Origin of the sequence: Stenotrophomonas sp. Bg11-02 (assembly GCF_002836635.1) — a bacterium.
In the GTDB taxonomy this organism is placed as follows: domain Bacteria; phylum Pseudomonadota; class Gammaproteobacteria; order Xanthomonadales; family Xanthomonadaceae; genus Stenotrophomonas; species Stenotrophomonas lacuserhaii.
This window is the reverse complement of record NZ_PJAY01000051.1, coordinates 41731-66422: the sequence shown is the minus strand read 5'-3', so window position 1 is coordinate 66422 and position 24692 is coordinate 41731. Positions and strand designations below refer to the sequence as shown.

Annotated in this window: 23 protein-coding genes and 1 tRNA gene; 8 read left to right on the top strand and 16 right to left on the bottom strand. The window is 67.0% G+C overall.

The annotated features are described in order from the left end of the window. Positions 1–12: 12 nt before the first annotated feature. The 3 genes from CXG43_RS05800 to hisS all read right to left on the bottom strand — a co-directional run bounded on the left by CXG43_RS05800 (position 13) and on the right by hisS (position 2200). Positions 13–339 (bottom strand): YerC/YecD family TrpR-related protein, encoded by a 327-nt coding sequence (locus CXG43_RS05800; RefSeq protein ID WP_101099089.1) that lies wholly within the window; start codon positions 337–339, stop codon positions 13–15. A 173-nt stretch (positions 340–512) separates the two neighbouring features. After that, positions 513–806 (bottom strand): hypothetical protein, encoded by a 294-nt coding sequence (locus CXG43_RS05795; protein ID WP_232767634.1) that lies wholly within the window; start codon positions 804–806, stop codon positions 513–515. Further along, positions 803–2200, bottom strand: coding sequence for a histidine--tRNA ligase (hisS, locus tag CXG43_RS05790; RefSeq protein WP_101099088.1), 1398 nt, complete (start codon positions 2198–2200; stop codon positions 803–805). The genes CXG43_RS05795 and hisS overlap by 4 nt, the downstream gene beginning before the upstream one ends. Before the next feature lie 139 nt (positions 2201–2339). Here hisS and CXG43_RS05785 point away from each other — a divergent pair, with 139 nt between their 5' ends. After that, entirely contained in the window at positions 2340–3059 is a 720-nt protein-coding gene (locus tag CXG43_RS05785) for a helix-turn-helix domain-containing protein (RefSeq protein WP_101099087.1), read from the top strand. Between the two features lie 207 nt (positions 3060–3266). Here CXG43_RS05785 and thrC read toward each other — a convergent pair whose 3' ends face one another. From thrC to CXG43_RS05740, 9 genes are all read right to left on the bottom strand, one after another. Beyond that, positions 3267–4571: a threonine synthase gene (gene thrC / locus CXG43_RS05780; RefSeq protein ID WP_101099086.1), complete on the bottom strand. Its 1305-nt coding sequence runs from the start codon at positions 4569–4571 to the stop codon at positions 3267–3269. A gap of 26 nt (positions 4572–4597) precedes the next feature. Further along, the gene (locus CXG43_RS05775; protein WP_101099085.1) at positions 4598–5512 is read right to left on the bottom strand and encodes a homoserine kinase; all 915 of its coding nucleotides are present in this window, start codon (positions 5510–5512) and stop codon (positions 4598–4600) included. Next, on the bottom strand, positions 5509–8022 hold the full coding sequence (gene thrA / locus CXG43_RS05770) for a bifunctional aspartate kinase/homoserine dehydrogenase I (protein ID WP_101099084.1): 2514 nt from the start codon (positions 8020–8022) through the stop codon (positions 5509–5511). Before thrA ends, CXG43_RS05775 begins: the two co-directional genes overlap by 4 nt. 351 nt (positions 8023–8373) lie before the next feature. Beyond that, positions 8374–9321, bottom strand: a complete 948-nt coding sequence (locus CXG43_RS05765; protein WP_101099083.1) for a DMT family transporter — start codon at positions 9319–9321, stop codon at positions 8374–8376. Positions 9322–9387: 66 nt separating this feature from the next. After that, positions 9388–10086, bottom strand: coding sequence for an AraC family transcriptional regulator (locus CXG43_RS05760; RefSeq protein WP_101099082.1), 699 nt, complete (start codon positions 10084–10086; stop codon positions 9388–9390). Between the two features lie 46 nt (positions 10087–10132). Then, positions 10133–11245, bottom strand: a complete 1113-nt coding sequence (locus CXG43_RS05755; RefSeq protein ID WP_101099081.1) for a hybrid sensor histidine kinase/response regulator — start codon at positions 11243–11245, stop codon at positions 10133–10135. Next, positions 11242–11811: a chemotaxis protein CheB gene (locus tag CXG43_RS05750; protein ID WP_101099080.1), complete on the bottom strand. Its 570-nt coding sequence runs from the start codon at positions 11809–11811 to the stop codon at positions 11242–11244. Before CXG43_RS05750 ends, CXG43_RS05755 begins: the two co-directional genes overlap by 4 nt. Next, positions 11811–12635, bottom strand: a complete 825-nt coding sequence (locus CXG43_RS05745; RefSeq protein ID WP_101099079.1) for a protein-glutamate O-methyltransferase CheR — start codon at positions 12633–12635, stop codon at positions 11811–11813. The genes CXG43_RS05750 and CXG43_RS05745 overlap by 1 nt, the downstream gene beginning before the upstream one ends. Next, the gene (locus tag CXG43_RS05740; protein WP_101099078.1) at positions 12632–15775 is read right to left on the bottom strand and encodes a response regulator; all 3144 of its coding nucleotides are present in this window, start codon (positions 15773–15775) and stop codon (positions 12632–12634) included. Before CXG43_RS05740 ends, CXG43_RS05745 begins: the two co-directional genes overlap by 4 nt. A 195-nt stretch (positions 15776–15970) precedes the next feature. Between CXG43_RS05740 and CXG43_RS05735 the strand changes: the two genes are divergently transcribed. Both CXG43_RS05735 and CXG43_RS05730 read left to right on the top strand, forming a co-directional pair. Continuing rightward, positions 15971–17077 (top strand): ATP-binding protein, encoded by a 1107-nt coding sequence (locus CXG43_RS05735; RefSeq protein ID WP_232767631.1) that lies wholly within the window; start codon positions 15971–15973, stop codon positions 17075–17077. Further along, positions 17070–17426, top strand: coding sequence for a response regulator (locus CXG43_RS05730; RefSeq protein WP_101099076.1), 357 nt, complete (start codon positions 17070–17072; stop codon positions 17424–17426). The genes CXG43_RS05735 and CXG43_RS05730 overlap by 8 nt, the downstream gene beginning before the upstream one ends. Before the next feature lie 14 nt (positions 17427–17440). Here CXG43_RS05730 and CXG43_RS05725 read toward each other — a convergent pair whose 3' ends face one another. Next, positions 17441–18106, bottom strand: a complete 666-nt coding sequence (locus tag CXG43_RS05725; RefSeq protein WP_157825176.1) for a MarC family protein — start codon at positions 18104–18106, stop codon at positions 17441–17443. A 290-nt stretch (positions 18107–18396) separates the two neighbouring features. On the opposite strand from CXG43_RS05725, the gene CXG43_RS05720 reads away from it, so the two are divergent. Further along, positions 18397–19632, top strand: coding sequence for a GAF domain-containing sensor histidine kinase (locus tag CXG43_RS05720; protein WP_101099074.1), 1236 nt, complete (start codon positions 18397–18399; stop codon positions 19630–19632). 26 nt (positions 19633–19658) lie between these two features. On the opposite strand, the gene CXG43_RS05715 is transcribed toward CXG43_RS05720, so the two are convergent. The 3 genes from CXG43_RS05715 to CXG43_RS05700 all read right to left on the bottom strand — a co-directional run bounded on the left by CXG43_RS05715 (position 19659) and on the right by CXG43_RS05700 (position 21636). Beyond that, positions 19659–20687 (bottom strand): TraB/GumN family protein, encoded by a 1029-nt coding sequence (locus CXG43_RS05715; RefSeq protein ID WP_101099073.1) that lies wholly within the window; start codon positions 20685–20687, stop codon positions 19659–19661. A gap of 139 nt (positions 20688–20826) precedes the next feature. Then, on the bottom strand, positions 20827–21141 hold the full coding sequence (locus CXG43_RS05710) for a hypothetical protein (protein WP_101099072.1): 315 nt from the start codon (positions 21139–21141) through the stop codon (positions 20827–20829). Between the two features lie 418 nt (positions 21142–21559). Beyond that, positions 21560–21636 (bottom strand) — tRNA-Arg (locus tag CXG43_RS05700). A 120-nt stretch (positions 21637–21756) separates the two neighbouring features. Here CXG43_RS05700 and CXG43_RS05695 point away from each other — a divergent pair. The 4 genes from CXG43_RS05695 to CXG43_RS05680 all read left to right on the top strand — a co-directional run bounded on the left by CXG43_RS05695 (position 21757) and on the right by CXG43_RS05680 (position 24692). Then, positions 21757–22389, top strand: coding sequence for a phosphatase PAP2 family protein (locus tag CXG43_RS05695; RefSeq protein WP_157825177.1), 633 nt, complete (start codon positions 21757–21759; stop codon positions 22387–22389). Between the two features lie 94 nt (positions 22390–22483). Continuing rightward, on the top strand, positions 22484–22810 hold the full coding sequence (locus CXG43_RS19275) for a hypothetical protein (protein WP_192083724.1): 327 nt from the start codon (positions 22484–22486) through the stop codon (positions 22808–22810). Between the two features lie 81 nt (positions 22811–22891). Continuing rightward, positions 22892–24001 (top strand): polysaccharide biosynthesis/export family protein, encoded by a 1110-nt coding sequence (locus tag CXG43_RS05685; protein WP_101099069.1) that lies wholly within the window; start codon positions 22892–22894, stop codon positions 23999–24001. Between the two features lies 1 nt (position 24002). After that, positions 24003–24692 (top strand): YjbF family lipoprotein, encoded by a 690-nt coding sequence (locus CXG43_RS05680; RefSeq protein WP_232767630.1) that lies wholly within the window; start codon positions 24003–24005, stop codon positions 24690–24692.

The following is a 24692-nucleotide window of genomic DNA, read 5'->3' as shown; positions in this document are numbered from 1 at the left end:
GGGGAGGCTCTCTTACTCGGATTCGGGGGGCGTAGGCGTGGCGGTGACAGCAATGGCGGCTGCGTAGCCGCCATGGCCATGCTCCAGCGAACGCGCCACGCGCCCGGTGGTGGTAACGCTGACGCCGGTCAGTTCATGGATTTCGCGATACGGCACGCCCTGCTGCAGCAGCGGCACCACCTTCCAGCGGTCCGACAGCGCCTCCAGCTCGGCCGGCGTGCACAGGTCGCGCAGGAAGGCGGTGACCTGTTCGGCGCTGGACAGCGCGGCGAAGGCCGCAGCCAGGCAGGCCAGATCGGCCTGGGCGTCTTTTTCTCGGGGTGCGGGACGGAGTTTCATCGTATCAATGTAATAGCGTGCTATTACATTAGCGCAAACAGGGGCGCGGGGTCAAACCGGCTTGCTGCCCGGACCGGGTTGGTTCAGGGGCGCGAACGAAAAACGCCCGCTGAGCGGGCGTTTGTCTGGGGTATCGGGTGATGAAGGGCGTAGCGAGCAACGGCGGTCGTAACCTACCGGCACCTTACCTCGGCGCGCAGGGCGCCGCTGCGCAGGCACTCGCCGAACAGGCTGCCCTGGCGGCTCGGGACGGACTGGATGGCCTCCAGCTCCCCTGCCCCGCCCGGGCACTTCTGCGCGGCCAACCCGCGCAGGTCACGCTGCAGCTGCTCCCGGTCGAGCACATGGCAGCGGTCGGCCGTCAGCCGGTACTGGCCCGGACCGATCCGCTGGCCATGCAGCGCAGGATCGGTGCGGCATGCGGTCAGCAGGAGCAGCAGCGTTGCCGCCGCTCCCAACCGCCTCACGGCATGACCTTGGCCTGCTCCAGTTCCACCTGCAGGGTGCTGGCCAGATCCTCGCGGGAGACCTCGAACTGCTGCTCGCGCAGCAGGTCCTTGACCGCCACCACGCCACGGGCCAGCTCATCCTCGCCCGCCAGCACCACGAAGCGGATCCCGGCCTTGGCCGCGTACTGGAACTGCTTGCCGATCTTCTTCGGCTCCATCTGAACTTCGGCGTTGATACCACCGACGCGCAGGCGGCGCGCGATGTCCAGCGACTGCGCCAGGCTGGCGTCGTCCATCAGCGCCACCAGCGCGTGCACGCTGCTGTCTTCGATCCCGGCGATCAGGCCGGCTTCGCGCAGCTGCCAGAACAGGCGGGTCAGACCGATGGAAATGCCCACGCCCGGCAGCTTGGACTTGCTGTAGTGGCTGGCCAGATCTTCGTAGCGGCCGCCGGAGCAGATCGAGCCGATCTGCGGGTGGTCGGTCAGCGTGGTTTCGTACACGGTGCCGGTGTAGTAATCCAGGCCGCGCGCGATGGAGAAATTCAGGCAGTACGCGGTTTCCGGCACGCCCAGCGCCTTGACCAGCTCCAGCACTTCGCGCAGTTCGGCCACGCCCACCTTGAGCGTCTCGCTGGCGGCCGGATCAGCCAACAGCGCGTCCAGCTGCGCCAACGCGTCGGCATGGCTGCTGGAGCGGACCGCGACGAAGGCAAGGATCCGCTCGACCTGCTCGGCCGGGATCTCAAAACCTTCGCCCACCAGCGTTTCGCGTACGTAGTCAGGGCCGCGCTTGTCCAGCTTGTCCACTTCGCGCAGTACCGCCAGCTGGCGCTCGCCTTCGGCCACGCCGAGGGTTTCGAAGAAACCACGCAGCAGCTTGCGGTTGTTCAGCTGCACCGCGAAATCGCCGATGCGCAGTTCCGAGCACACCGCATGGATCACCGCCAGTACTTCGGCGTCGTAACGGATGCTCAGTGCATCCTTGCCGATCACATCGATATCGCACTGGTAGAACTCGCGGAATCGGCCGCGCTGGGCGCGCTCGCCACGGTACACGCGCTGCATCTGGTAACGACGGAACGGGAAGGTAAGGTCGTGCTCGTGTTCGGCCACGTAGCGGGCCAGCGGCACGGTCAGGTCGAAGCGCAGCGCCAGTTCCGGCAGGGAGCTATCACCGGCCTGCGCAGCATTGGCCAGCGCACCGGTGGACTGCACGAAATACACCTGGCGCTCGGTCTCGCCGCCGGACTTGGTCAGCAGCACGTCGGACAGCTCGAACACCGGGGTTTCCACCGGCAGGAACCCGAACCGCTCGTAGTTGCGGCGGATGACGTCCAGCATGCGCTGGAACGCAATCTGCTCGCGCGGCAGCAGTTCCATGATGCCGGGCGGGGTACGGGGCTTGATCACGTGGGGCTCCTGCGAAAAACGGGGGAAGGACAAGGGCGGATAGTGTAGCGGTTGAGCCGCCTGCCGCGCCCACGCCAGGCCAACCGGGCCACATGGCGTATCATGAGCGCTTCCCTGCTGCGCGCCTCGTCCCCACGCCATGTCGCGTCCTGATCCCGCCCCCGCCGGCTGTACCACGCTGGACTGCACCCACTGTTCGGTGCGCCACCTGGCCGTGTGTTCGGCGCTGTCGCCCGAAGAAGGGCAGGCACTGGAAGCGGTGACCGTGTCCCAACAGGTCGCCATGGGCGCGACCCTGGCCCGTAGTGGTGAGCCGCGCCAGCATGTCTATACCTTGACCCACGGCGCATTGCGACTGGTGCGCACGCTGTCCGACGGCCGCCGCCAGATCACCGGCTTCGTGCTGCCCGGCGATTACCTGGGCCTGAGCAGCAGCGACCTCCATCGCCACGACGTGGAAGCCATCGCCGACAGCCGGGTCTGCCGGGTATCGGTGGCGCACATGCGCGAGCTGCGCAGCCGCTATCCGCATCTGGAACGGAAGCTGCTGCAGCGCGCCTGCCAGGCGCTGGATGATGCGCAGGATGCCGCACTGTCATTGGCCCGCCTGCAACCCACCGAAAAGGTGGCCGACTTCCTGCTGCGGCTGGCCGAGCGCGAGGCACGGCTGGGCGGTGATCCGCTGCGGGTCACCCTGCCGATGGGCCGCGGCGACATCGCCGACCATCTCGGGTTGACCATGGAAACGGTCAGCCGCACCTTCACCCGCTTGCGCCAGCAGGCGTTGATCGCCCTGCCCCATCTCAACGTGGTGGAGCTGCTGGACGAACCGGCGCTGCGGACGCTGGCGAGCGGGTAAGGCGCTCCACGCGGGCAGCCGGACAGCTGGCGTGCAGCCGGACACAGGCCGCGCTGCGCGCTCGCCGACCATGGGTCGGCGCTACCGCACCACGCTCGACACAGGCCGCGCTGCGCGCTCGCCGACCATGGGTCGGCGCTACCGCACCACGCTCGACGTGCCTGCGCCACGCCCTGGTAGCGCCGAGCCATGCTCGGCGGCCTCTCGTCAGGGCATCGGGACGCCGGCCTGCAGCACCGCACGGAATGCCGCGTAGTCGGCCGCCAGCGGCTCGGCATGTGCCGGCCTGCGCAGCAGCGCATCCAGCGCCGGCGGCACTGCCAGCGCCTGGCCGATCAACGGTTCCACCACTGATTCGAACTTGGCCGGGTGCGCGGTCGCCACCACCGCCCAGTCCCCCTTGGCTCCCCTGGCGCGCAGCGTGTTGAGCACGGTGACCGCAGTGGCGGTGTGCGGGCAGAACACTTCGCCACTCCCGGCATGCGCGCTGGCGATGGTCGCGCGGATCGCCACGTCATCCACTGCCTCTGCGGTGAAGGCCTGGCGCAGCGCCGCGTCATCGCCATTGAACAGCCAGTGCAGCCGTTCGAAGTTGCTCGGCGCGCCGACATCCATGGCGTTGGCAGTGGTGGCCACGCTGTGTGCGGGCTGGTAGTCAGCGCCGGCGAAGTAGCGCGGCAGCACATCGTTGGCATTGGTTGCCAGCGCGATGCGCCCGATCGGCAGGCCGATCGCCCGGGCCAGGATCGCGGCCATCGCATTGCCCAGGTTGCCGGTCGGGATCACCAGGTTCAGCGCTGCCCTGCCCGCCTGCTGATGCTGGAGCGCGGCGTGGGCGTAGTAACTCATCTGCGGCAGCAACCGGCCCAGGCTGATGCTGTTGGCCGAGCTGAGCGGCACGATGGCCTGCAGTTCGCCATCGCCGAGCGCCCGCTTGACCAGCGCCTGGCAGTCATCGAACGAACCGGCAACGCGGAAGGCCTGGATGTTGTCGCCGAAACAGCCCAGCTGGTGCGCCTGCCGCGGCGACACCCGGCCATCGGGATACAGCACCACCACACGCAGACCCGGCTGGCCGTGGAAGGCCGCCGCCACCGCCGCACCGGTATCACCGGAGGTGGCTACCACGATCGTCAGCGGCTTCGACTCGCCATTGCGCAGGCGTGCCAGGGTGGCGGCGAGGAAGCGCGCACCGACATCCTTGAAGGCCGCCGTGGGCCCATGGAACAGCTCCAGCACATGGTCGCCCCGGCGCGGCAGCGGGCGCAGCGGTACCGGGAAATCAAAGGCTTCGGTGCAGATCGCCGGCAGCGCGTCGGCCAGCGGATCGCCTTCGAAGAACGGTGCCAGCACCTGCGCGGCGGTCTGCGCCAGGCTCGGCGTGGCCACCCATTCGCGCGGCGCGGGCAGCCGTTCGGGCACGTACAGGCCGCCATCCGGAGCCAGCCCGGCGGCGATCGCCGCACTCAGCGAAACGGCAGGGGACTGGCCGCGGGTAGAGACAAAGCGCATCGAACGATCCTGTAAGGAAGAAGAGTTCACAGCAGCACCGCCGCCGGCGCTGCCAGCGAAGACACCCATGCCTGGCTGTCGAAGCCGGCCGCAGAGAAGGCCGCCTGCACCGGCGCGGCAGCGGCTTCGGCACTGGCCTGGTCTTCGAACCAGGCGAACACACTGGGGCCGGCGCCGGAAATGCTGGCACCCATCGCACCGGCCGCCAGCGCGGCATCACGCGCGGCATCAAAGCCGATGATCAACGGCGCGCGGCGCGGCTCGACCAGCACGTCACGCAGGCCGGCACGTACCAGCGCGGCATCGCCCTGGTGGCAGCCGGCCAGCACCAGCGCCAGGTTGGCGCTCTGCGCCACGAAATCGCCCAACGCATAGCTGCCCTGCAACGCGGCGCGTGCGCGGCGCGTTTCCAGCACCGCATCCGGGTGCACCAGCAGGCTGTGCCAGCGCGCCGGCACCGGGATCGGCACCAGCCGGTCGGCGGTGCTGAGCACCAGCCCACCCAGCAGCATCGGGCCGAGGTTGTCACCATGGCGGCCGCCGCTGGCTACCAGTTCGCCTTCCAGCGCGAAGCGATACAGCGCGTGGCGGTCCAGCGGGTTGTCCAGCAGTGCGTTGGCGGCCACCAGCGCGGCCACGCACGAGGCCGCCGAGCCGCCCATGCCCGATCCCAGCGGAATGCCCTTGTCGATCTCCACGGCGAAGCCGAACGGCAGCTCCAGCGCTTGTTGCAGCGCCAGCAGCGATGCACCGGCAGTGTTCAACGCAGCCTCCCGTGGCAACGGCACGTCGGCCCCGTGGATGGCCTCGATGCGCACCTCGCGCTCGGCGATGCGGCGCACCGTCACCGTGTCACCGACACCGGCGATGGCATGGCCAAGGATGTCGAAGCCTACCCCGACATTGCCCACCGAGGCCGGTGCGAATGCACGTGCGATCACAGGCGCGCTCCCTCGCCCGCGGCCACCCGCAGCAGATCGGCGAACACGCCGGCCGCGGTGACTTCAGGACCCGCGCCCGGCCCTTGCACGACCAGCGGGTTGTCGCAGTAACGCCGGGTGCGGAACTGCACCACGTTGTCGGTCAGTTTCAGGTTGGCGAAGGCATGGTCCACCGGCACTTCCACCAGCCCGACCGATGCGCCCTGCGCTGACAGCGCGGCGACGTAACGCAGCACGGCGCCGCGTGCGCGCGCCTGCTGCAGGCGTTGCAGCAGCGCCTCATCGTTATCGCCCAGGCGCTGCATGAAATCGTCCACGCTGCCGGTACGCAGCGCCTCGGGGACCAGGCTTTCCACCTGCACCTGCTCCAGGCTCAGCTCGCGTCCGGCTTCGCGCGCCAGGATCACCAGCTTGCGGGCCACGTCGATGCCGGACAGGTCATCGCGCGGGTCCGGTTCGGTATAGCCCATGCCCCGTGCCTGCTCTACCAATGCGGAGAACGGCTGGCTGCCGTCGAAGCGGTTGAACAGCCACGCCAGGGTGCCGGAGAAGATGCCTTCGATGGACAGCACTTCATCGCCGGTATCGACCAGGTCGCGCAGCGTGGTGATCACCGGCAGGCCGGCGCCGACGGTGGCCTCGTAACGGAAGCACGCCCCGCTGGCCGCCGCCGCAGCGCGGATCGATTGGTAACGCGCCAGCGGCCCGGAGCCGGCCTGTTTGTTCGGCGTCACCACATGGATGCCCGCCGCCAGCCAGCCTTCGTAGCGCCCGGCGACCTCGGCACTGCCGCTGCAGTCGATGACCACCGCATGTGGCAGGTGCGCTGACAACAGGTGCGCGGTGAACGCGTCCAGGTCGCTGGCGCCGGGTGCGTCTGCCAGCGCGGCACGCCACGGCCCCTGCAACGCACGCGGGGCCAGGTGCATGCCGCGTCGGGACGCCACCGCGCGCAGCCGCAGGTCGATGTTGGCCTTGCCCAGCAGCTGCGGCTGCGCGGCCTGCAGCTGGTCCAGCAATGCCGCGCCGACATTGCCCGGCCCGATCACCCCGACCGCGAAGGTCTGCGGCGACAGCCAGAATCCGGCATGTGCCGCGCGCAGCGCACGGGTGGCATCGCCGCTGTCCACCGCCACTGAAATATTGCGCTCGGACGAACCCTGCGCGATGGCCAGGATGTTGACCTGCGCCCTGCCCAGCGATTCGAACAGGCGCGCCGCCACGCCGGGCTGGCCGGCCATGCCGTCGCCTACCGCCGCCAGCACGCTGACCCCGCCACGCAGCTGCACGCGCTGCACCTGGCCGACCGCCAGCTCATGCGCGAAGGCCTGCAGCAACGCGTCACGACCGCGTTCGGATTCGTTGCCGCGGACCACGCAGCAGATGGAGTGTTCGGACGAGCCCTGCGAGATCATCACCACCGACACATGCGCCTGGCGCAGTGCGGAGAACACCCGCTCGGCCGTGCCCGGCACGCCGATCAGGCCGGTGCCTTCCAGGTTCAGCACGGCCAGTTCCGCGCTCAGGGTCAGGCCCTTGATCGGTCCACGCACCGAGCGCTCCGCGCTGATGCGGGTACCGGGATGCTCGGGTTGGAAGGTATTGCGGATCAGGATCGGCAGGCCGCGCTGGATGGCCGGGGACATGGTCTGCGGATGCACCACCTTGGCGCCGAAATAGGCCAGTTCGCAGGCCTCGTCGTAGCTCAGCGCCTCGAGCTGCACCGCTTCGGGCACCAGCCGCGGATCAGCCGACAGCACACCATCGACGTCGGTCCAGATCTGCAGCTCATCGGCATTGAACAGCGCCGCGAAGATCGCCCCGGAGTAATCACTGCCGTTGCGGCCGAGGGTGGTGATGCGGTCCTGGCGGTCGCGTGCGATGAAGCCGGTGGCCACGACGCGCTGCTGCACGTTCGCCTGTCGCCACGCGTGGAGGCGCTGTGCGCTGGTTTCCCAATCGACGTTGACGCCCAGCTCGCCGTGCTCGACCACCAGCACCTCGCGCGCATCCAGCACCGCGCACGGCTCGCCGCTGGCCAGGAAATGCTGGCCCAGAAGGTGCGCCGAACAGACTTCACCCAAGCCCTGCACGCGATCGAGCACTTCCTCGGGCAGGCCACCGATCACCGCCAGCGCGGCCAGCAGTTCGGCGAGCTCATCGAAACGGGCATCGAGCCATTCCACGCTGGCGCCGGCGTGTTCGCCAAGCAGCGACGCCGCCGCGCCGCGATGGCGGGCGCGCAGGTCATGCCAGTGTTCGCGCCATTGCGCGTCACCGGCCGCGGCCAACCGCGCCAGCGCGATCAGCGCATCGGTCACGCCTTTCATGGCCGACACCACGGTGACCTGCAGCGCTTCCGGACGCGCCTGCAGCAGTCGCGCGACGTGGCGGTAGCAGTCGGCATCGGCGACGGAGGTGCCGCCGAACTTGTGCACCACCACGCGCGGTTGCGCGGCGGAACGTAGCGGAGCGGAATCGGCGGACGGTGCAGCAGCGGCAATGGACATGGTGACCTCGGTGGGAGGCCCCGCATCGCGCCAGTGGAAGGTTTCCCCGCCACCTGGTTCGGTGCGGGGCCGTGGTTTTCGTGAGTTACGCGAAGACGACGGACCGCACCCTGCGGGTGGTGGTGGTAATGGTGGTAATGGTGGTGGTGCCGGCCGTCGAACGCGCACGGCTGCCTGCCGCAGAAGCGGCAAGGAGCGGAGCGAAGGGGGCGGCGGCAAGGACCATGACGCTAGAAAACACCGCAGGGCAAGCCGCTGTCAAGTGTTGCAGTGCAAAAACCGCACCCCCTGATCAGCGGCCAACGTCGTCGAAAAAGGTTGCATCGGAGACCATGCAGGCTCCGCCGGCCTTCATCCGGCATGTTCGGCGATAGCCGGCGGTGCGCGGTGTGCGTGCGCGCACCACAACACGCCTGCCACCAGGCAACCGATCGCCATTGTTTCCAGCAGGGTCGGCCAGCGGCGTTGCCAGGCAAAGCCGTACAGCAGCGCGAACAGGGTCTCGAACACGATCATCTGTCCGGTCAGGGTCAGCGGCAGCAGGCGGCTGGCGCGGTTCCAGCAGGCATTGCCGAGCAGCGAGGCGATCACCGCCACGCCGGCGCTGACTGCCCAGAACAACCCCCATTGGCTGGGCGCGTGCACCGCACTGTTGAACACGAACGCCGAGGGCACCAGCAGCAGCGCCAGCGCACCGGTGACCACGCCGGTGAGCAGCGACCAATCGTGCGCGGAAAGATCCGGGCGCCGGGCCAGCCAGCGGCTGTTGCCCACCGAATAGGCCGCCCAGGAGAGCAGCGCCCCGAACGCACACAGCAACCCGAGCACGCGCTGCCGCCAAGGCGTCTGCACATGTTCGGACACCACCGCTTCGTAGCCCACCAGCGCCACGCCCAGCAGGCACAGCAGCAGCGCCGGCGCCAGCTGGCGCAGCTGCACCGCGCCCTCTTCGCGCACCGCGACCAGGGTCACCACCACCGGAATCAGGCCGACGATCAGCGAAGCGGCGGCACCGCCGGCCCACTGCACCGCCGTGGCCAGCAGCAGGAAATACACCAGGTTACCCGCCAGGCTGAGCCACACCAGTCCGCGCCATTCGGCCATGCCGAGCTGCGGTGCCAGCCGCTTCCAGCGCGGCGCCAGCAGCAACAGCGCCACCAGCCCGTAGATGAGGTAGCGGCCGGCCGAAAGCTGCAGGGCATCAAACGCCAGCAGCACCGCAGGCGCCAGGAACACCACACCCCACAGCGCACCGGCCATCACGCCGTTGCCGATCCCCACGCCCATCGAACGATTCATCGCACACACCTGCAGCAGACAGGCGCGAAGTCTAGTGCGCCCCGGCCACGCGCGTCTTGACCCGGCCTACGGTGACTGCCGCCGCCACATCGACGGGGTGCGTCCGGTTTCGCGGCGCAACGCACGGGTCAGCGCGCTCTGTTCGGAGTAACCCGCCCGCTGCGCGACCGTGCTGATCGGCAGCGGGGTGCTGCGCAGCAGATGACGGGCCCAGCGCAGCCGCAATGCACTCAACCAGGCCTGCGGCGGCAGCCCCAGCTCGCGGACGAAGCGGGCATGCAGGTGGCTGCTGCTGAGGCCTGCCAGCCGGGCCATGCGCTCCACCGGCCAGGCGTCGCCGGGGGCGGCCTGCATGCGCGCGCACAGGGCCTGCAGGCGTGCACCGCTGCCATCGGGCGCGAACGCCTGCAGCAGCAGCGGCAGCAACTGCTCGCCGCCGCTTGTGGCTGGCAACGCCTGCAGGGAGGCGCGCAACACCCGTGGCAGCGACAGCCAGCGCTGTCCGCGCAGGTGCTCGAGGGTGTGATCGTCGAACCAGGCGGCATCGCAGTCGATGATCAGGTGCTGGTTGCGGCCCTGTCCGACCTGGTCATGGTGCTCGCCGGGTGCCACGAACACGCCCTGCAGCGCATCCAGCCGCGCAGCGTGGCCGTCGAGCTCGAACTCCAGCTCACCCTGCAGCGGCAGTACCCACTGCGCATAAGCGTGGCGATCGCCGCCCTGGGTGTCACCGTAACTGCGGACATGGAAGCGCGGCGCGTGCATGGCAGGAGTCTGCCGCCGCGGCGACGGACGCGCAATGCCGGCCGGGTCAGGCCCGGCGCGGCAGCCGGGCTTCGAATACCACGTCCTGCGCTTCGTTGCGGGCCTGCAGCTGGCCGCCGTGCGCACGCACGAACTGGTCGGCGATGAACAGGCCCAGGCCGAGTCCCTTGCTGGCGTGGAAGCTGGCCTTGAACGGTTCAAACAGGCGCGGCAGCAGGCTTTCACCGATCTGCCCGCGGTTACGCACGCGCAGCACCACCTGGGCCGGGTCCTCGCCATCCACATGCACCTGGATGGGGGCCTGCCCGCCATGCAGCAGCGCATTGCCGATCAGGTTGGAGGCCACCTGGGCCAGCCGGTCCGGGTCGCCCTGCATGCGCGCATCGCCCACCGCGACGACTTCGATTGCCGCCGTCGCGTTGCCCTGCTCCACTTCCTGCACCACCGCATCGATCACGGTGGCCGCATTGCACGGGGTGCGCTCCAGGCGCAGCCCGCCGGAGCGGATGCGCGAGAAGTCGAGCAGCTGGTCGACCATGCGCGCCATGCGCAGCGTGCTGGTCTCCAGGTGTCGCAGGGTCTGCTGCGCGCTGGCATCGGCCGGGATGTCCAGTGACAGTTTGTCCGCGCACAGCAGGATCGCCGAAAGCGGCGTGCGCAGGTCGTGGGTGAGCACGGCCATCATGGTTTCGTTGAGCGTCAGCGCGCGCTCCAGCGCTTCGTTGCGCGACTTCAACAGGCGCTTCTGCTGGTAGAGCTCGATGAACACGCCGAGCTTGCCGAGGATGATCTGTGGCTCGATCGGCTTGTGCAGGAAATCCACCGCACCGCTTTCATAACCCTTGAAGGCACGCACCGGATCCTGCGGCGAGGCGGTCAGGAAGATGATCGGCACGTCGCGGCTGCGTGCCGAACCGCGCATCAGTTCGGCCAGGGCGAAGCCATCCATCTCCGGCATCTGCACGTCCAGCAGGGCCAGCGCGACTTCGTGTTCCAGCAGCAGTTCCAGCGCCTCGTTGCCGGAGGCAGCGCAGAGGATGCGCAGGCCATCACGACGCAGCAGCGCTTCCATCGCCACCAGGTTCTGCGGCACGTCATCAACGATCAGTATGTTGACCGGCGCCGCGTCTTCCACCGGCGCGGGAGCAAGCAGGTTCATTTCAATTCCTTCAGGCATTCGCATAGTTCATCCAGCGTGAGCACCGCATCGGCGCCGGCACGCTGCAGGGCCGAGGCAGGCATCATCGACGCCTCGGCATCTTCAGGGCATTGCAGCCAGGCCTTGCCACCGGCCTGGCGCACGGCAGCCACGCCTTCGCTGCCATCGCTGCTGGCCCCGGTCAGCAGGATCGCCAGGACATCGGCACCAAACACCGCCGCGGCCGATTCGAACAACGGGTCGATGGCCGGGCGCGAGAACAACACAGCCTCATCCAGCGACAGCGCGATGGAGGCTTCGTCTTCCACCAGCATGTGGTAATCCGGCGGGGCGAAGGTCACCGTGCCCACCTCCAGCGGCTGCTTGTCCTCGGCCTCGCGCACCCGCAGCGCCGAACCCGGATCGAGCAGTTCGGCGATCCGGCTGGGGCGGTCACGCGGTATGTGCAGCACCACCAGCGCCGGGCACGGCAACGCCGCCGGCAACGCGCCCAGCACGCGCTGCAGCGCCGAAACGCCGCCTGCCGAAGCACCGATCACCAACACGCGCGGGACCGGACCGTCCATCAGGCCGCCTTCCGGTACAGGCGCTGTTCGCGCGCAGCGGCTTCAAAGGCATTGCCGTGCTCGCCGAACTGCAGCGATTCCTTGCTGCCCAGGCCAAGGAAGCCGCGATGGACCAGGGCTTCGCGGAACAGGCCGACGGCGCGGTCCTGCAGCGGCCGGTTGAAGTAGATCAGCACGTTGCGGCAGGACACCAGGTGCACTTCGGAGAACACCGTATCGGTGGCCAGGCTGTGGTCGGCGAACACCACGTTGCGACGCAGGCGACGATCGAACACCGCACCGTCGTAGCCGGTGGTGTAGTAGTCCGACAGCGACCCCTGGCCGCCGGCCTGTAGGTAGTTGCGGCTGAACTGGGCGATGCGGTCGATGCCATAGGTGCCCGATTCAGCTGCGGCCAGCGCGGCCGGATTGATGTCGGTGGCGTAGATGATGCTGCGGTCCAGCAGCCCCTCTTCCTGCAGCAGGATCGCCAGCGACCAGACTTCCTCGCCGGTGCTGCAGCCGGCCACCCACAGCTTGATCGACGGATAGGTCTTCAGCACCGGCACGGCATGCTCGCGCAGCGCCAGGAAGTAGGCCGGGTCACGGAACATCTCCGACACCTGCACGGTGAAGAACTGCATCGCCTGGGTGAACAGCTCCGGCTCATGCAGCAGCCGGTGCTGCAGATCCGACAGGCGCGCACATTCGTAACGCTGCATCGCCTGGTGCATCCGACGCCGCAGCGAGGACACCGCATAGTTGCGGAAATCGTAGTGGTAGCGCTGGTAGATCGCCTCCACCAGCACCTTCAGTTCCAGGTCGAACAGCTCCTGCTCGTTCATTGCCGCGAGCACCACACCCGGCACAGCGACACCAGCTTGTCGACGTCGATGGGCTTGGCGATGTAGTCGTTGGCACCGGCCTGCAGGCAGCGCTCGCGGTCGTCGGGCATGGCCTTGGCGGTCAGCGCGATGATCGGCAGGTCCTTGTGCTGGCGCTGGCTGCGGATCTCGCGCATCGCGGTCAGGCCATCCATCTCCGGCATCATGATGTCCATCAGCACCAGGTCCACTTCCATGCTGGCCAGGCGATCAACGGCTTCGCGACCGTTGCGGGCGATCTCCAGCTTCACCCCCAGCGGCTCGAGCACGCTGGACAGGGCGAAGATGTTGCGCACATCGTCTTCGGCCAGCAGCACGGTGCGCCCATCCAGCACCGAATCGCGGCGACGCGCTTCGCGCAGCAGGCGCTGCTGGTCGCTGGGCAGGTTGGCTTCCACGCTGTGCAGGAACAGGGTGACTTCATCGAGCAGGCGCTCTGGCGAGCGTGCGCCCTTGATGATGATGCTCTTGGAATACCGGCGCAGGCGCTGTTCTTCTTCGCGGCCCAGCGCGCGGCCGGTGTAGACGATCACCGGCGGGAAGCTGACATCCTCGCTGCCGGCCATGAATTCCAGCAGGTCGTAACCGCTGCCATCGGGCAACGCCAGGTCGGTCACCATGCAGTCGAAGGTCGCGCTGCTGAGCTGCTGCACGGCTTCGGCGAGGGTGCCGACGGCGGTGATTTCCAGCTGTTCCCGGCCCAGCAGCAGTTCCAGGTTGCCGCGCAGTTCGGTGTCATCTTCGACGATCAGCAGGCGGCGCACGTCGCGCTGGCTGGTCTTTTCCAGGTGCTGGATCGCCTCGACCAGTCGCTCCCGCGTGGCCGGCTTGATCACGTAACCGATGGCACCCAGTTCCATCGCCAGCTGGCTGCGCTCCATGCCCGATACCACGTGCACGGGGATGTGGCGGGTCAGCGGGTCACGCTTCAGGCGTTCGAGCACGCTCAGGCCGGACACGTCGGGCAGCCCGATGTCCAGCAGCACGCCACTGGGGCGCAGCTCGCGCGCCAGCGACAAGGCTTCCTCGGCGGTGGTGGCCACCACGCAGTCGAAATCGAGTTCGCGTGCCAGCGTGACCAGCGCTTCGGCGAAGGCGGCGTCATCTTCCACTGCCAGGATCAGGCGCTCACTACGCTGGGCGCTGGCGCCGTGGGCCACGGCCGTCTTCCAGGCGCCCAACGACGGCGAAACCGCTTCGCTGCGCACCGCCGGCGAGCCGGCACTGGACCCTGCGCGCGCCGGTGAAGGTGGCGGTGCCGAGGCGACCATCGGCTGAGGCGCATGCGCGCTGCCCAGCGTGGCCGGCGCGTCGGGCTGTTCCGGCGCCCCGCTCAAGGGCAGTTCCACGATGAAGGTGCTGCCGCGGCCCGGCTCGCTTTCCACGCGGATGTCACCGCCCATCCGGGTGGCCAGGTCACGCGAAATCGACAGCCCCAGGCCGGTGCCACCGTAGCGGCGGCGGGTGCTGCCATCTGCCTGGCGGAAGGCCTCGAAGATGGCGTCCAGCTGTTCGGCGGCAATGCCGATGCCGCTGTCGCGCACCACGAAACGCACGCGGTCGCGGCCGGCGGCCTGCACCTGCAGGCTGACCGTGCCGTGTTCGGTGAACTTCACGGCGTTGGCCAGCAGGTTCTTCAGGATCTGCTGCAGGCGCTGACTGTCGGCGGTGAACTGGCTGGGCGCGCCGGTGTCGGCGACGATCTCCAGCGCCAGGCCCTTCTCCCGCGCCAGCGGCTCGAAGGTCTCGCGCAGGCGCTGCAGGGCGCCTTCGACGACGACGATCTCATCGGCCAGTTCCACATGACCGGCCTCGATGCGGGCCAGATCCAGGATGTCATTGATCAGCGCCAGCAGGTCGTTGTTGGACGACAGGATGGCCTGCGCGTACTTGACCTGCTCGTCGCTGAGCGTGCCATCGCGATTGTCCGACAGCAGCTTGGCCAGGATCAGCGAGCTGTTGAGCGGGGTGCGCAGCTCGTGCGACATGTTGGCCAGGAATTCGGACTTGTAGCGCGAAGCGGCCGACAGCTCATTGGAATTGCGCACCAGCTGCGCCTGCGCCACCAGCAGCGCCTGCTTCTGGCCTTCCAGCTCATGCGTGCGCTCTTCCAGCTGCACGTTGGTCTGCTCCATCTCGGCCTGCTGCTGCTCCAGGTTGGTCTGCGAATGCAGCAGGCTGCGGCTCTGTTCTTCCAGTTCTTCGTTGGCCACCCGCAGCTCTTCCTGCTGGGCCTGCAGCTCTTCGCTCTGGCGCTGGGATTCTTCCAGCAGTTCGGCCAGCCGCGCGCGCAACACGGCCGCGCGCAGCGCGATGCCGATGGTGTCGGCGCAGCGCTGCAGCAGCTCACGGTCCAGCTGCGGCGCACGGCCCGCGCGGATGCGGCCCAGTTCCACCACGCCCACGATCTGGTCATCACTGAAGATCGGCGCCAGCACGCGTTCGCGCAACGAGGTGCTGCCCAGGCTGCTGCTGATCTGCAGCACGCTGCCTTCGCCTTCCTGCAGATGACGCACCTTGCCTTCCCGGATCACCTCGCCCAGCTGCCCTTCGTTCAGGCCCAGCGACTGCGGGACGGTGGCCGGCAACGCAACGCCGCCGGTCAGCAACAGCTGATGGTTCTCGATGCGGTACATCACCGCGGTCTGCGCTTTCAGCTGCTCGGCCAGGGTGGTCATCGCCGCCTCGGCGATCTTTTCCGGCCCCAGGTCGCCGCGCAGGCTCATCGCCACGACGTTTTCACTCTCCTGCAGCCACAGCGCCTCGGCCGCCTCACGGCGCGCCTGGATTGCGCGGTTGACGATCAATCCGATCATCAGGAAGGCGAATCCGCCAATGCTGCGGTTGACGTATGAAAAAGCTGAATTGGTACTCGCAGGCGCAATGTTGTAGCCCACCGCCAGGAACACACAGGCGGCCACGGCGACCACCAGCGGCAGCCCGGCATGGCGCTGGAACACCGTCACGCCAATCGCCAGGAAGTACGCCAGCCAGACCGCATACCCAAGCGGGACAACCAGTTCAAGCGCAGCGGTTGCCGCCAGCAGGGCGGCCGACAGGCCCCATATCCAGGGGTCGCGCGTACTTGAAGCTGACGTCATGGGTGGAGATCTCGGCACAAAGAAGTGCGATGTTAACTGAATGCCCGTCGTTTCCGGCACGACTTTCGGCACGTGACCGCGTACACAATTCCTTCACACTGTCGCTTCTAGCGTCACCGGCCTCAGGGGTTTCAGCGCAGTCCCGTGGTAAACGCCGTCTCCAAGCTCACCGCTCAGACAGATACGTCCAGACAGTTGACGCTCCTCATCGAGAGCGTCACTGACCATGCCCTGTACCTGATGGATCCGGACGGCGTGGTGTGCACCTGGAATCCTGGCGCGCAGCGGATCAAGGGCTACAGCGCCGAGGAAGTGATCGGCACCCATTTCAGCCGTTTCCACTGCCCCGACGACCGCGATGCCGGCGAGCCCGAGCGCTCGCTTGCCATCGCCGCCAGCGAAGGCCGCTATGCCGGTGAGGGCTGGCGCGTGCGCAGTGACGGCAGCCGTTTCCGCGCCAGCGTGGTCATCGAACCGGTGTATGAAGCCGAGCACCTCGTCGGCTTCGTCAAGGTGACCCGCGATATCACCGAAAGCTACCAGGCGCAGGTGCTGCTGCGTGATGCGCAGCGGGCGCTCGCCAGCACCCAGCAGTTCGAAAAAGTGAGCCAGCTCAGCCGCGGGCTGGCGCACGAGTTCAACAACCTGCTGACCACCATACACAATGCGCTGGACCTGATCGCCCTGCGTTGCGCTTCAGATGAAACCACCGAACGCCTGATCGGCAATGCGCAGGCCGCGGCCGACCGTGGCGCGCTGCTGACCCGGCAGCTGCTTGCCTTCGGTGCTGGCCAGACACTGGTACGCGAACGCGTCACCACCGCGAACTGGCTGCAACCGGCGATGGCCGCGCTCCAGCAGCGCTGCCTGGCCCATCATTCGCTCAGCCTGCAGCTGCGCAGCGACCTGCCGGACGTGCTGCTGGATCCCGGGCAACTGGAGGCGGCGCTGTCCAACCTGGTCGGCAATGCCTGCGATGCCATGCCCAATGGCGGCCGGATCTGTATCATTGGCGACATCGAGCGTCGCCTGGACCCCCAGGCCGACACGCCCACGTACCGGAATTTCGTCGCCATCCGCGTGCAGGATGAAGGCCACGGCATGGCGCCAGACGTCGCCGCCCGGGCCAGCGAGCCATTTTTCACGACCAAGGACATCGGCAAGGGCAGCGGTCTGGGCCTGAGCCAGGTGTTCGGTTTCATCACCCAATGCGGCGGTTTCGTCGATGTGTCCAGCACCGAAGGTGGTGGCACGACGGTCAGCCTGCTGCTGCCTGCCCTGGAGGTTCCCGCCAATGACTGATTCCATCCGCGTACTCATGGTCGAAGACCAGGAAGACCTGCGCGACATGATCGGCCTGGCCCTGCAGGACCTGGGCATCAACGTCGATACCACCGCCGATGGCCACGAAGCGCTGGCGATGATGGCTGGCGAGCATCAATACGATGTGGTGTTCAGCGATGTCAGCATGCCCAACGGGATGTCCGGGATCGAGCTCAGTGAACACGTTGCCCGTACCCAGCCAGGCGCACGGATGATCCTGTCTTCCGGCTATGCGCGTTCGCAGCTGCCGCCGTTGCCGGGGCACGTGGAATTCCTGCCCAAGCCGTATCGGCTGCGGCAGCTGGTGGAGCTGCTGACCGCACGTTGAGCGGCCGCTCCCTTTCAATGGGCTGCGCTCAGGTCCAGCCAGCCCGACCACACCAGCTGGATGCCGATGCACAACAGCACGAAGGCAACCAGTTGCTGCATCACCACCGCGCCTGAGGGCCCCAGGCGGGTGACCACCACGATCGAATTGCGCAAGATCAGGTAGATCACCACTGCCACCATCAGTGCGCCGCCGACCGCGACGATCGCGCCGGAAAGAAAGTGCAGCGGATTCATCGATTCCCCGTGCGCGCCCAAGGTGATGCAGGCGGAAATCACACCCGGGCCAGTGGTCAGCGGGAACGTCAGCGGATAGAAACTGCGCTGCATCAACTGATTGTCGGCAATACCCGCCGCCTCGGTCTCCTGCACCGTCGGTGAGGTATCCGGGCGCGGCGCCAGCATGCGCCAGGCACTGGCCGCCACCAGCAGACCGCCACCGAAACGCACCACCGCCAGCGAAATGCCGAAGATGGTCAGCACGTAGGTGCCGACCAGCATCGAGGCAATGATCACCCACGCCACGTTCATCCCGATCTGGCGCGCCAGCACGCGCGCCAGGGTGTGCTTGTTGCCAACGGTGGAGACGAATATCGAGGCGATGCTCAGCGGATTGATGATCGGCAGAAGGGTTACCGGGACAAGCGCCATTTCTTTCAACAGCGCGATCATGTATTCCATGGCGAAACTCCATGCCAACGGGGTGTCAGATGTCGCGGCGCCAGCGTGCAGCCTTCGACGCACCCAGCCCATCAGACGCGACTGAGTTTCCAGGCGGCGGAACGTGCCTTTACTACCCACTCCGGCATGGCGCTGATCGTTGATAGCGTCGACACCCGAGCGCCAAGCAAGCCGAACCCAATCGTATGAACGGTTAAGGATGCGGCGCAACGCCAGATAACGGGATACGAATGGCAATGTCACAATCGACCCATCGCGGCTGACATTCGGCCCAGTGTTCCTGAAACGACATGCCCCGCCCTATGCATGACAGATCCACCAAGGAAGGTCGCCTGCCCTCGTTCCATTCCTGCCTCGAACTTGCCTGTGCGGTAAGCGGCATGCGTGTGGCGCTGATCGGCGAGGTCGGTGAGCAGCAATGGCGCGCCGTGCACGCACTGGACCGCGCTGGGCTCGGCATCTCCGCCGGCCTTCGGCTGGATCTGATCAACACCTTCTGCCGCGACGTGACCGCGACCGGGGAAGCGATCTGGTTCGGCGATTGCCGCCAGGACCAGAAGCGCTGCGACAGTCCAATCCCGGCCCTGCATGGCTTCCGCAGCTACATCTCGGTGCCGGTGGTACTGGCCGATGGGCGGGTGTTCGGCACGCTGTGCACGCTGGATCCCGAGCCGCGCGTGATAACCGATGAAATCGTGCACGCCATGCGTGCGCTGGGTGCGGTGGTGGCCGAGCAGATCGGCGCGGCGGAAGCGCACGACACCGATGATCACCACGACGGCGACAAGCGGGATCCGAACGCGTCCCCCGAAAGCCGCCTGCAGGCCTCCGAAGTGCTCAACAGCGCGCTGCGCCAGGAAGGCAAGGAGCGCGAGGAGTTCATCGCCGTGCTGGCCCATGACCTGCGCAACCCGCTGCAGGCGATCCGGGTCACCTCCGACCTGCTGTCCTTGTCGGCCACCAGCGAGGCGCAGCAGAGCCTGCTGCGGCACCTGGACGACAGCGCGGACCGGATGGCGGAATTGATCGATGTGACGCTGGATTTCGCACGCGGTCGGCTGGGCTCGGGCATCGCCCTGCGCGTGCGGCCCTGGCGTGACCTGTCTGCGCTGCTGGCCAACACCGCCGAGCAGGCACTGGCCCCCTATCCCGGTTGCCCGTTGGTCGTTGAACTGGCACTGCCCGAGGTGGTGACCTGTGATGCGGACCGCCTTTCGCAACTGGTCAGCAACCTGCTGATCAACGCGGCCATCCACGGCCGCAAGGGCCATCCGATCACACTGCGCGGGCACGCCGACGACACCGTGCTGGTGCTGGAAGTGCGCAACGAAGGAGTGATTGCCGAGGCGTCGATGAAGACCCTGTTCGAGCCCTTCCACCGCACCGACGACCAGCGGCTGGATTCCGGCCTGGGCCTGGGCCTGTACATCGCTTCGCAGATCGCCGTTTCGCATGGCGGCGCACTGACCGTGCAGTCCGGCGAGGCTATCGGGACCACCTTCACCCTGCGCATGCCGCTGCGCTGAGCGCTACGCGCGTCAGCGTCAGAAGGTCATTCCGGCGGCGGCTCGATCTCATAGCCGCGTGCGCGCAACGCACCGAGGTAATCCTCCGGGCCCAGCAGCAGGCTGACCGGTACCGTGGAGAACGTGGTCGCATGCTGGGTCAGCGCCTTTTCGGCCAGGCCCACCCACTGCGTGCGCGCCTGCTGCGGCAAGTCGTTCCAACCGCGGCTGCGCGCGAATGCCGAATCCTGCACCACGTCCCGGCAGGTGCGCGCCATGGACATCACGGCCAGCCGGCGCAGGGCCCCGATATCCCCCGATGCCCACGCGTTGGCACGCTCGCGCAGGACCGGGGCCTGGAATTCCACCGTATCCAGGGTGCGCTCAAAGCAGGCCCGGTCGTCCACCTCGGTACCCTGCAATTCCTTCAGGGCGCCCCGCGCATCGGCAATGGGAAGCTTCACCCGCGCCTCTTCCGGCTCCAGCTTGTTGGCCTTGTAGGCACGCTCAAGGGCTTCGTTGACCTGCCCGCTGTCGCGCAGGCCCTGGCGCTTGAGGAAGGCCATGTACAGCTCGCCCGAAGCAATCATCGGGCGCTTCTTCTCCACCCCGCCATCGCGGCCAAGATAGGTGGCCTTCAAGCCCAGCCAGCGCGCGTAGGTTTCAGGCGCCACGATCTGCTGCAGGGTGCGCCCCTGTGGATCCCTGGCGGTCTTCATCGCAAGCGGCAGCAGGGTAAGGCCGCGCAGCAGGCCGAGCTTGACGTCCGGCGTCCAGCCAGGCGGACCGAGCACGTGGTCGGAGGTGGCGATGACCTGCTGCACCTGGTCCGAACGCCAGGTCACGCCGGCCGGCAACGGCGCCACCGTACCCAGTAGCCACAGCACGTGGCCCTGCGTGTTGCTCACCTTCCATAGCCCCGGACCGGGCTGCTCGCCGGTGACCTGCACCGCCGCCATGTCGACCACCGGTCCTTCTGCCGTCATGGCCTGCGCGGCGACGGCGAGCGGTGCCAGCAGCAGCGCCGCAAGGGTGATGCCGCAGCTGATCCATCGCCGGTTACGTCGGTGCTGCATGGCCAATCCCCTGAGTGATCGCGCACTGTATCCAGTGCTTCTTCCTGCTGTGTAAAACGTTCGTTGGCGCCGGATGGCGCTGGAACCACGGGCGGCCGGGCGCTACGCTGCGCCCCGTCAGTCGGTCACCTGCAGTCGGCTACTTCCTGCGGTCAAAGCGCGAAAGGGCCTTGAAGCCTTGTCCAGTCTGCTCAGTCGTCCTTGCAGGCGAAGCGGCATCATCGGCCGCGCTTCCGGGGCAATGCGGCGTACACCCTTCCACTCCCCTGCAATCTGGGCAAACGTTGTCCATGTAGGGTTCTTCGCCCACCCCTCGGAACAGGGCGGCAACAGCCAGCATCGCTGCTCTCACCCTTCCAATGATGAGGGCCGTGAAAGTCATCAAGACGGCGAACAACAAACTGAAGACAGCCAGCGCGATGCCGAAGGACAGGATGCCGCCGAAGATGCTCATGCCCTGACCGTATCACTGCGATACGCCCGCATCTGGCCTGGCGCCGTTCCCGACATTCCGCCAACCCGGACAGTTCCCACACCCGATGCTGGCTGCCGGGAGGTGGGAATGGCGGCAACGTCGGTCATCGCGTCCCCTACGTAAGCGGGGATGCCGCATTCTGGCTGCTCATGAAAGCCAGGCAACTACGGCCGAGGTTGATCAGATCAACGAAATCCGCCCCTTCGGTATCGGAATCGATATCGGAAAGGGTAAGTGCAGAGGCGGAGATGCGCAGCAAAAGCATGCGAGTTGCGACAACATCAGAATGCGTGCCGTCGGCGACCATGAGCCTCTGTGCCAACTGTGCCAGAGGCGATCCAAAACGTAGCGAAACATTGCATTTACGACCACACCACTCGGCGTAATGCTCTGATTCTGGTGACCCCGGCCCGATTCGAACGGGCGACCTTCCCCTTAGGAGGGGGACGCTCTATCCAGCTGAGCTACGGGGCCAGATCGAGGGTGTGAAGGATACAGCCTGAGCGCACGCAGGACTACCACGTAAGGGCTATGGTCAGCTGGGCGGTGCAACTGCGCCGTATTCTGTGCCACCCCACCCGGTGCCTCCCCTGCATGCCGTCCACGTGGCACCTCCTTTCAATCCTGGGCGACAGCCGTTTACTCGTACCGGCAGCGCTGGTCCTGATTGTCATGGGCTGGCATCGGGCCAGCCGCTGGCACCTGCGATGGGCGGTCACGCTCTGCGTCATCGGCGCCATGGTATTGGCCTCCAAACTGGCCTTCCTCGGCTGGGGCATCGGTTCGGCGCGCCTTGATTTCACCGGCATCAGCGGCCACGCAGCCGTTTCCGCTTCTATATGGCCGGTGCTGCTCGCGGTTTGCATGCCAAGGCGTAGCGCGCCCTGGGTCGCAGTGGCCGGCTTGCTGCTCGCAGCGGTCATTGCTTACTCGCGCTTGCCGCTGAACGCGCATTCCTGGTCGGAAGTAGCGAGCGGATGGCTGCTCGGCGCGTTGGGCTCGGCATGGACATTGCGACGGCTTGACGCGACCGCCCCCGCATCGCCCAGATGGCTTGCCGCCGCGCTCATCGCAGGCGCGTTCATGCCGGTTGCCTTTCCCCAGGCGACTACGCACGAGGCCGTGGTGCGTCTGGCCACCGCGCTGTCAGGAGCGAAGAAGGCCTACGTGCGAAGCGCGCTGCATGAGAAGTCCGTCACATTGCAACGTAAAATGCTGACGCCATAGGCCTTTCATGTCGTGATTGCCTTGACAGCCATCCCGCATGCCCTGACCATAGGGGTGTTCAAATCCCCCCAGACGGAGTAGGAGACCCCGTTTTATGAAGAAGATCTTTGCAGTACTGGCCCTCGTCGGCCTGTCTTCCCCCGTCCTGGCTCAGGATGCACAGGTTGAGCAGTCCTCGACCACCACCAGCGCCGAAGTTGCAGGCGCAGAAGCCGGCGGCTACTCGACGGTCGCCATCGCCAGCACCGTTGTGGCAGCGATCGCAACCGGTGCGGTCCTCTACAGCATCGGCGGCGACAGCTCCAGCGGTGAGAATGATGCTGGCGGCGGCGGTGGCGGTGGTGGCGGCGACGGCGGTGGTGGCACCGGCGGTACGGGTGGCACCGGCGGCACTGGCGGTACCGGTGGCACTGGCGGCTGATCCGCAGCCCGCTTGAATCCCAGCCCTCGCCGGGCAATGCTTGGCGAGGGTTTTTTTTGCCTGCTGGAACCAGATAGATCCATGAAAACCAAGCTCTCCTGCCTTGCTGTCGCCCTCCTTGCGTCCGCCACTCTCTCCGGCTGCCTGCTGGCCCCCGGGCAGCACCTGCGGCAGAGCGATGTATCGCGCTCGCAGCGCAGCGACGACGGCCGCCTGGAAATGGTCACGATCACGCCGAAGCTGATCGCCATGGACCGCGCAACGCAGGCCGAGCAGGTACTGCCGGCCGATCTGTTCGACTACCAGCCGCAGGATTATCGCGTTGGGGTTGGTGACGTTCTGTATGTCACCGTCTGGGATCACCCGGAACTGACGGTGCCGGCAGGCTCGCAGCAGCAGGGCAATCTTGCCGGGCGCCTGGTGCAGAGTGATGGGTCGTTCTTCTATCCCTACATCGGCAAGGTGGTTGCCCGCGACAGGACGCCCGTGCAATTGCGCGAGGAAATCACCCAGCGCCTGGCCAAATACATCGAGTCACCGCAGGTTGACGTGTCGGTGCTCAACTACGGCAGCCAGCGCATCTGGGTTACCGGCGCCGCTGAACGCTCCACGCCGATCTCACTGGGCACCTCACCGCTGACACTTGCCGATGCGATCAGCCAGGGCGGCCTCAACCCCACCCAGGCCGACCTGTCCGGTGTGCGTCTTAGCCGCGCAGGGGTCACCTATACGATCAACCTGGAAACACTGGCCAATCAATACGGCGGCCGCCAGCTGTACCTGAAGGACGGCGATTCGATCTTCGTGCCTTACCTGGACCGCAAGGAAATCTTCGTTGTTGGCGAAGTGAACCTTCCGGGTGCGTACAGCTTCCGCACCGGCGACGTCTCGCTCAACCAGGCCCTGGGCCGGGCACGCGGCTTGACCCAGGCCACTGCCAACGGCAACGCCGTGTACGTGATCCGCGGTTCGCACGACCTGATCGCCGAACCGTCGATGGTCTACCAGCTGGAGGCACGTTCGCCGACCGCCTTTGCCGTGGGCAGCCAGTTCATGCTGCAGCCGGGCGATGTCGTGTTCATCGGTGCAGCCGGGGTTACCCGTTGGAACCGCTTCGTCAACCAGCTCCTGCCGTTCACCAGCATCCTGTACACCGCCGCGCGGACGGAAAACGAAGTCGGAAGCAACTGACATGATGGCCCGTAAGGCCTCGCAGCGCGCTGCCTTGCGCAGCTGGCGCGCCATCGGACCGCTTGTCGCCGGATCTGCGCTGGTGTTCGCGCTGGCCGCCTGTACATCGGCCAGTCGCTCCACCAGCGATTCGTTCCGGCTGCTTTTCAACCGTGACGTTGAAGCCACACCTGCGCAGGTCGCCGCCAACCGCTATCCGCAGATCCAGCTGCGCGCCCCGGACATGAGCGCGGTCATGGTGCTCGGCTATGTCGATGATGGGCAGCAGGTCTGGTACGCAGGAAGGGAAGCGGTGTTCCACCTGGACCGCGATGGCCTGGTGACCTCGACGTCCGGCAACGGTCGACAGATCGCCAGCCGCATCGTCGGCGATTCGCCGTTCCACGACCTCGCGAAGGTCACCACGCCGGTGAAGGTGCAGCGCCAGTACGACGCAACCCCCGCCTATGCGGTGTCGGTGCCGGTCACGGGGACACTCACCCGCCACGGCACGGACAAGGTGGAAATCCTCGGCAGGCAGATGCAGCTGGTGCGTTTCGAAGAACAGCTGCAAGGCGGGGGCATCGGTGCCACCAACCTGTACTGGGCGGATGCGACGACCGGTTTCATCTGGAAGAGTCGCCAGCACCTGGCGCCCGGCTATGCCGTGGAACTCACCCAGCTCAAACCCTACCGCACGGCGCAGGACTGA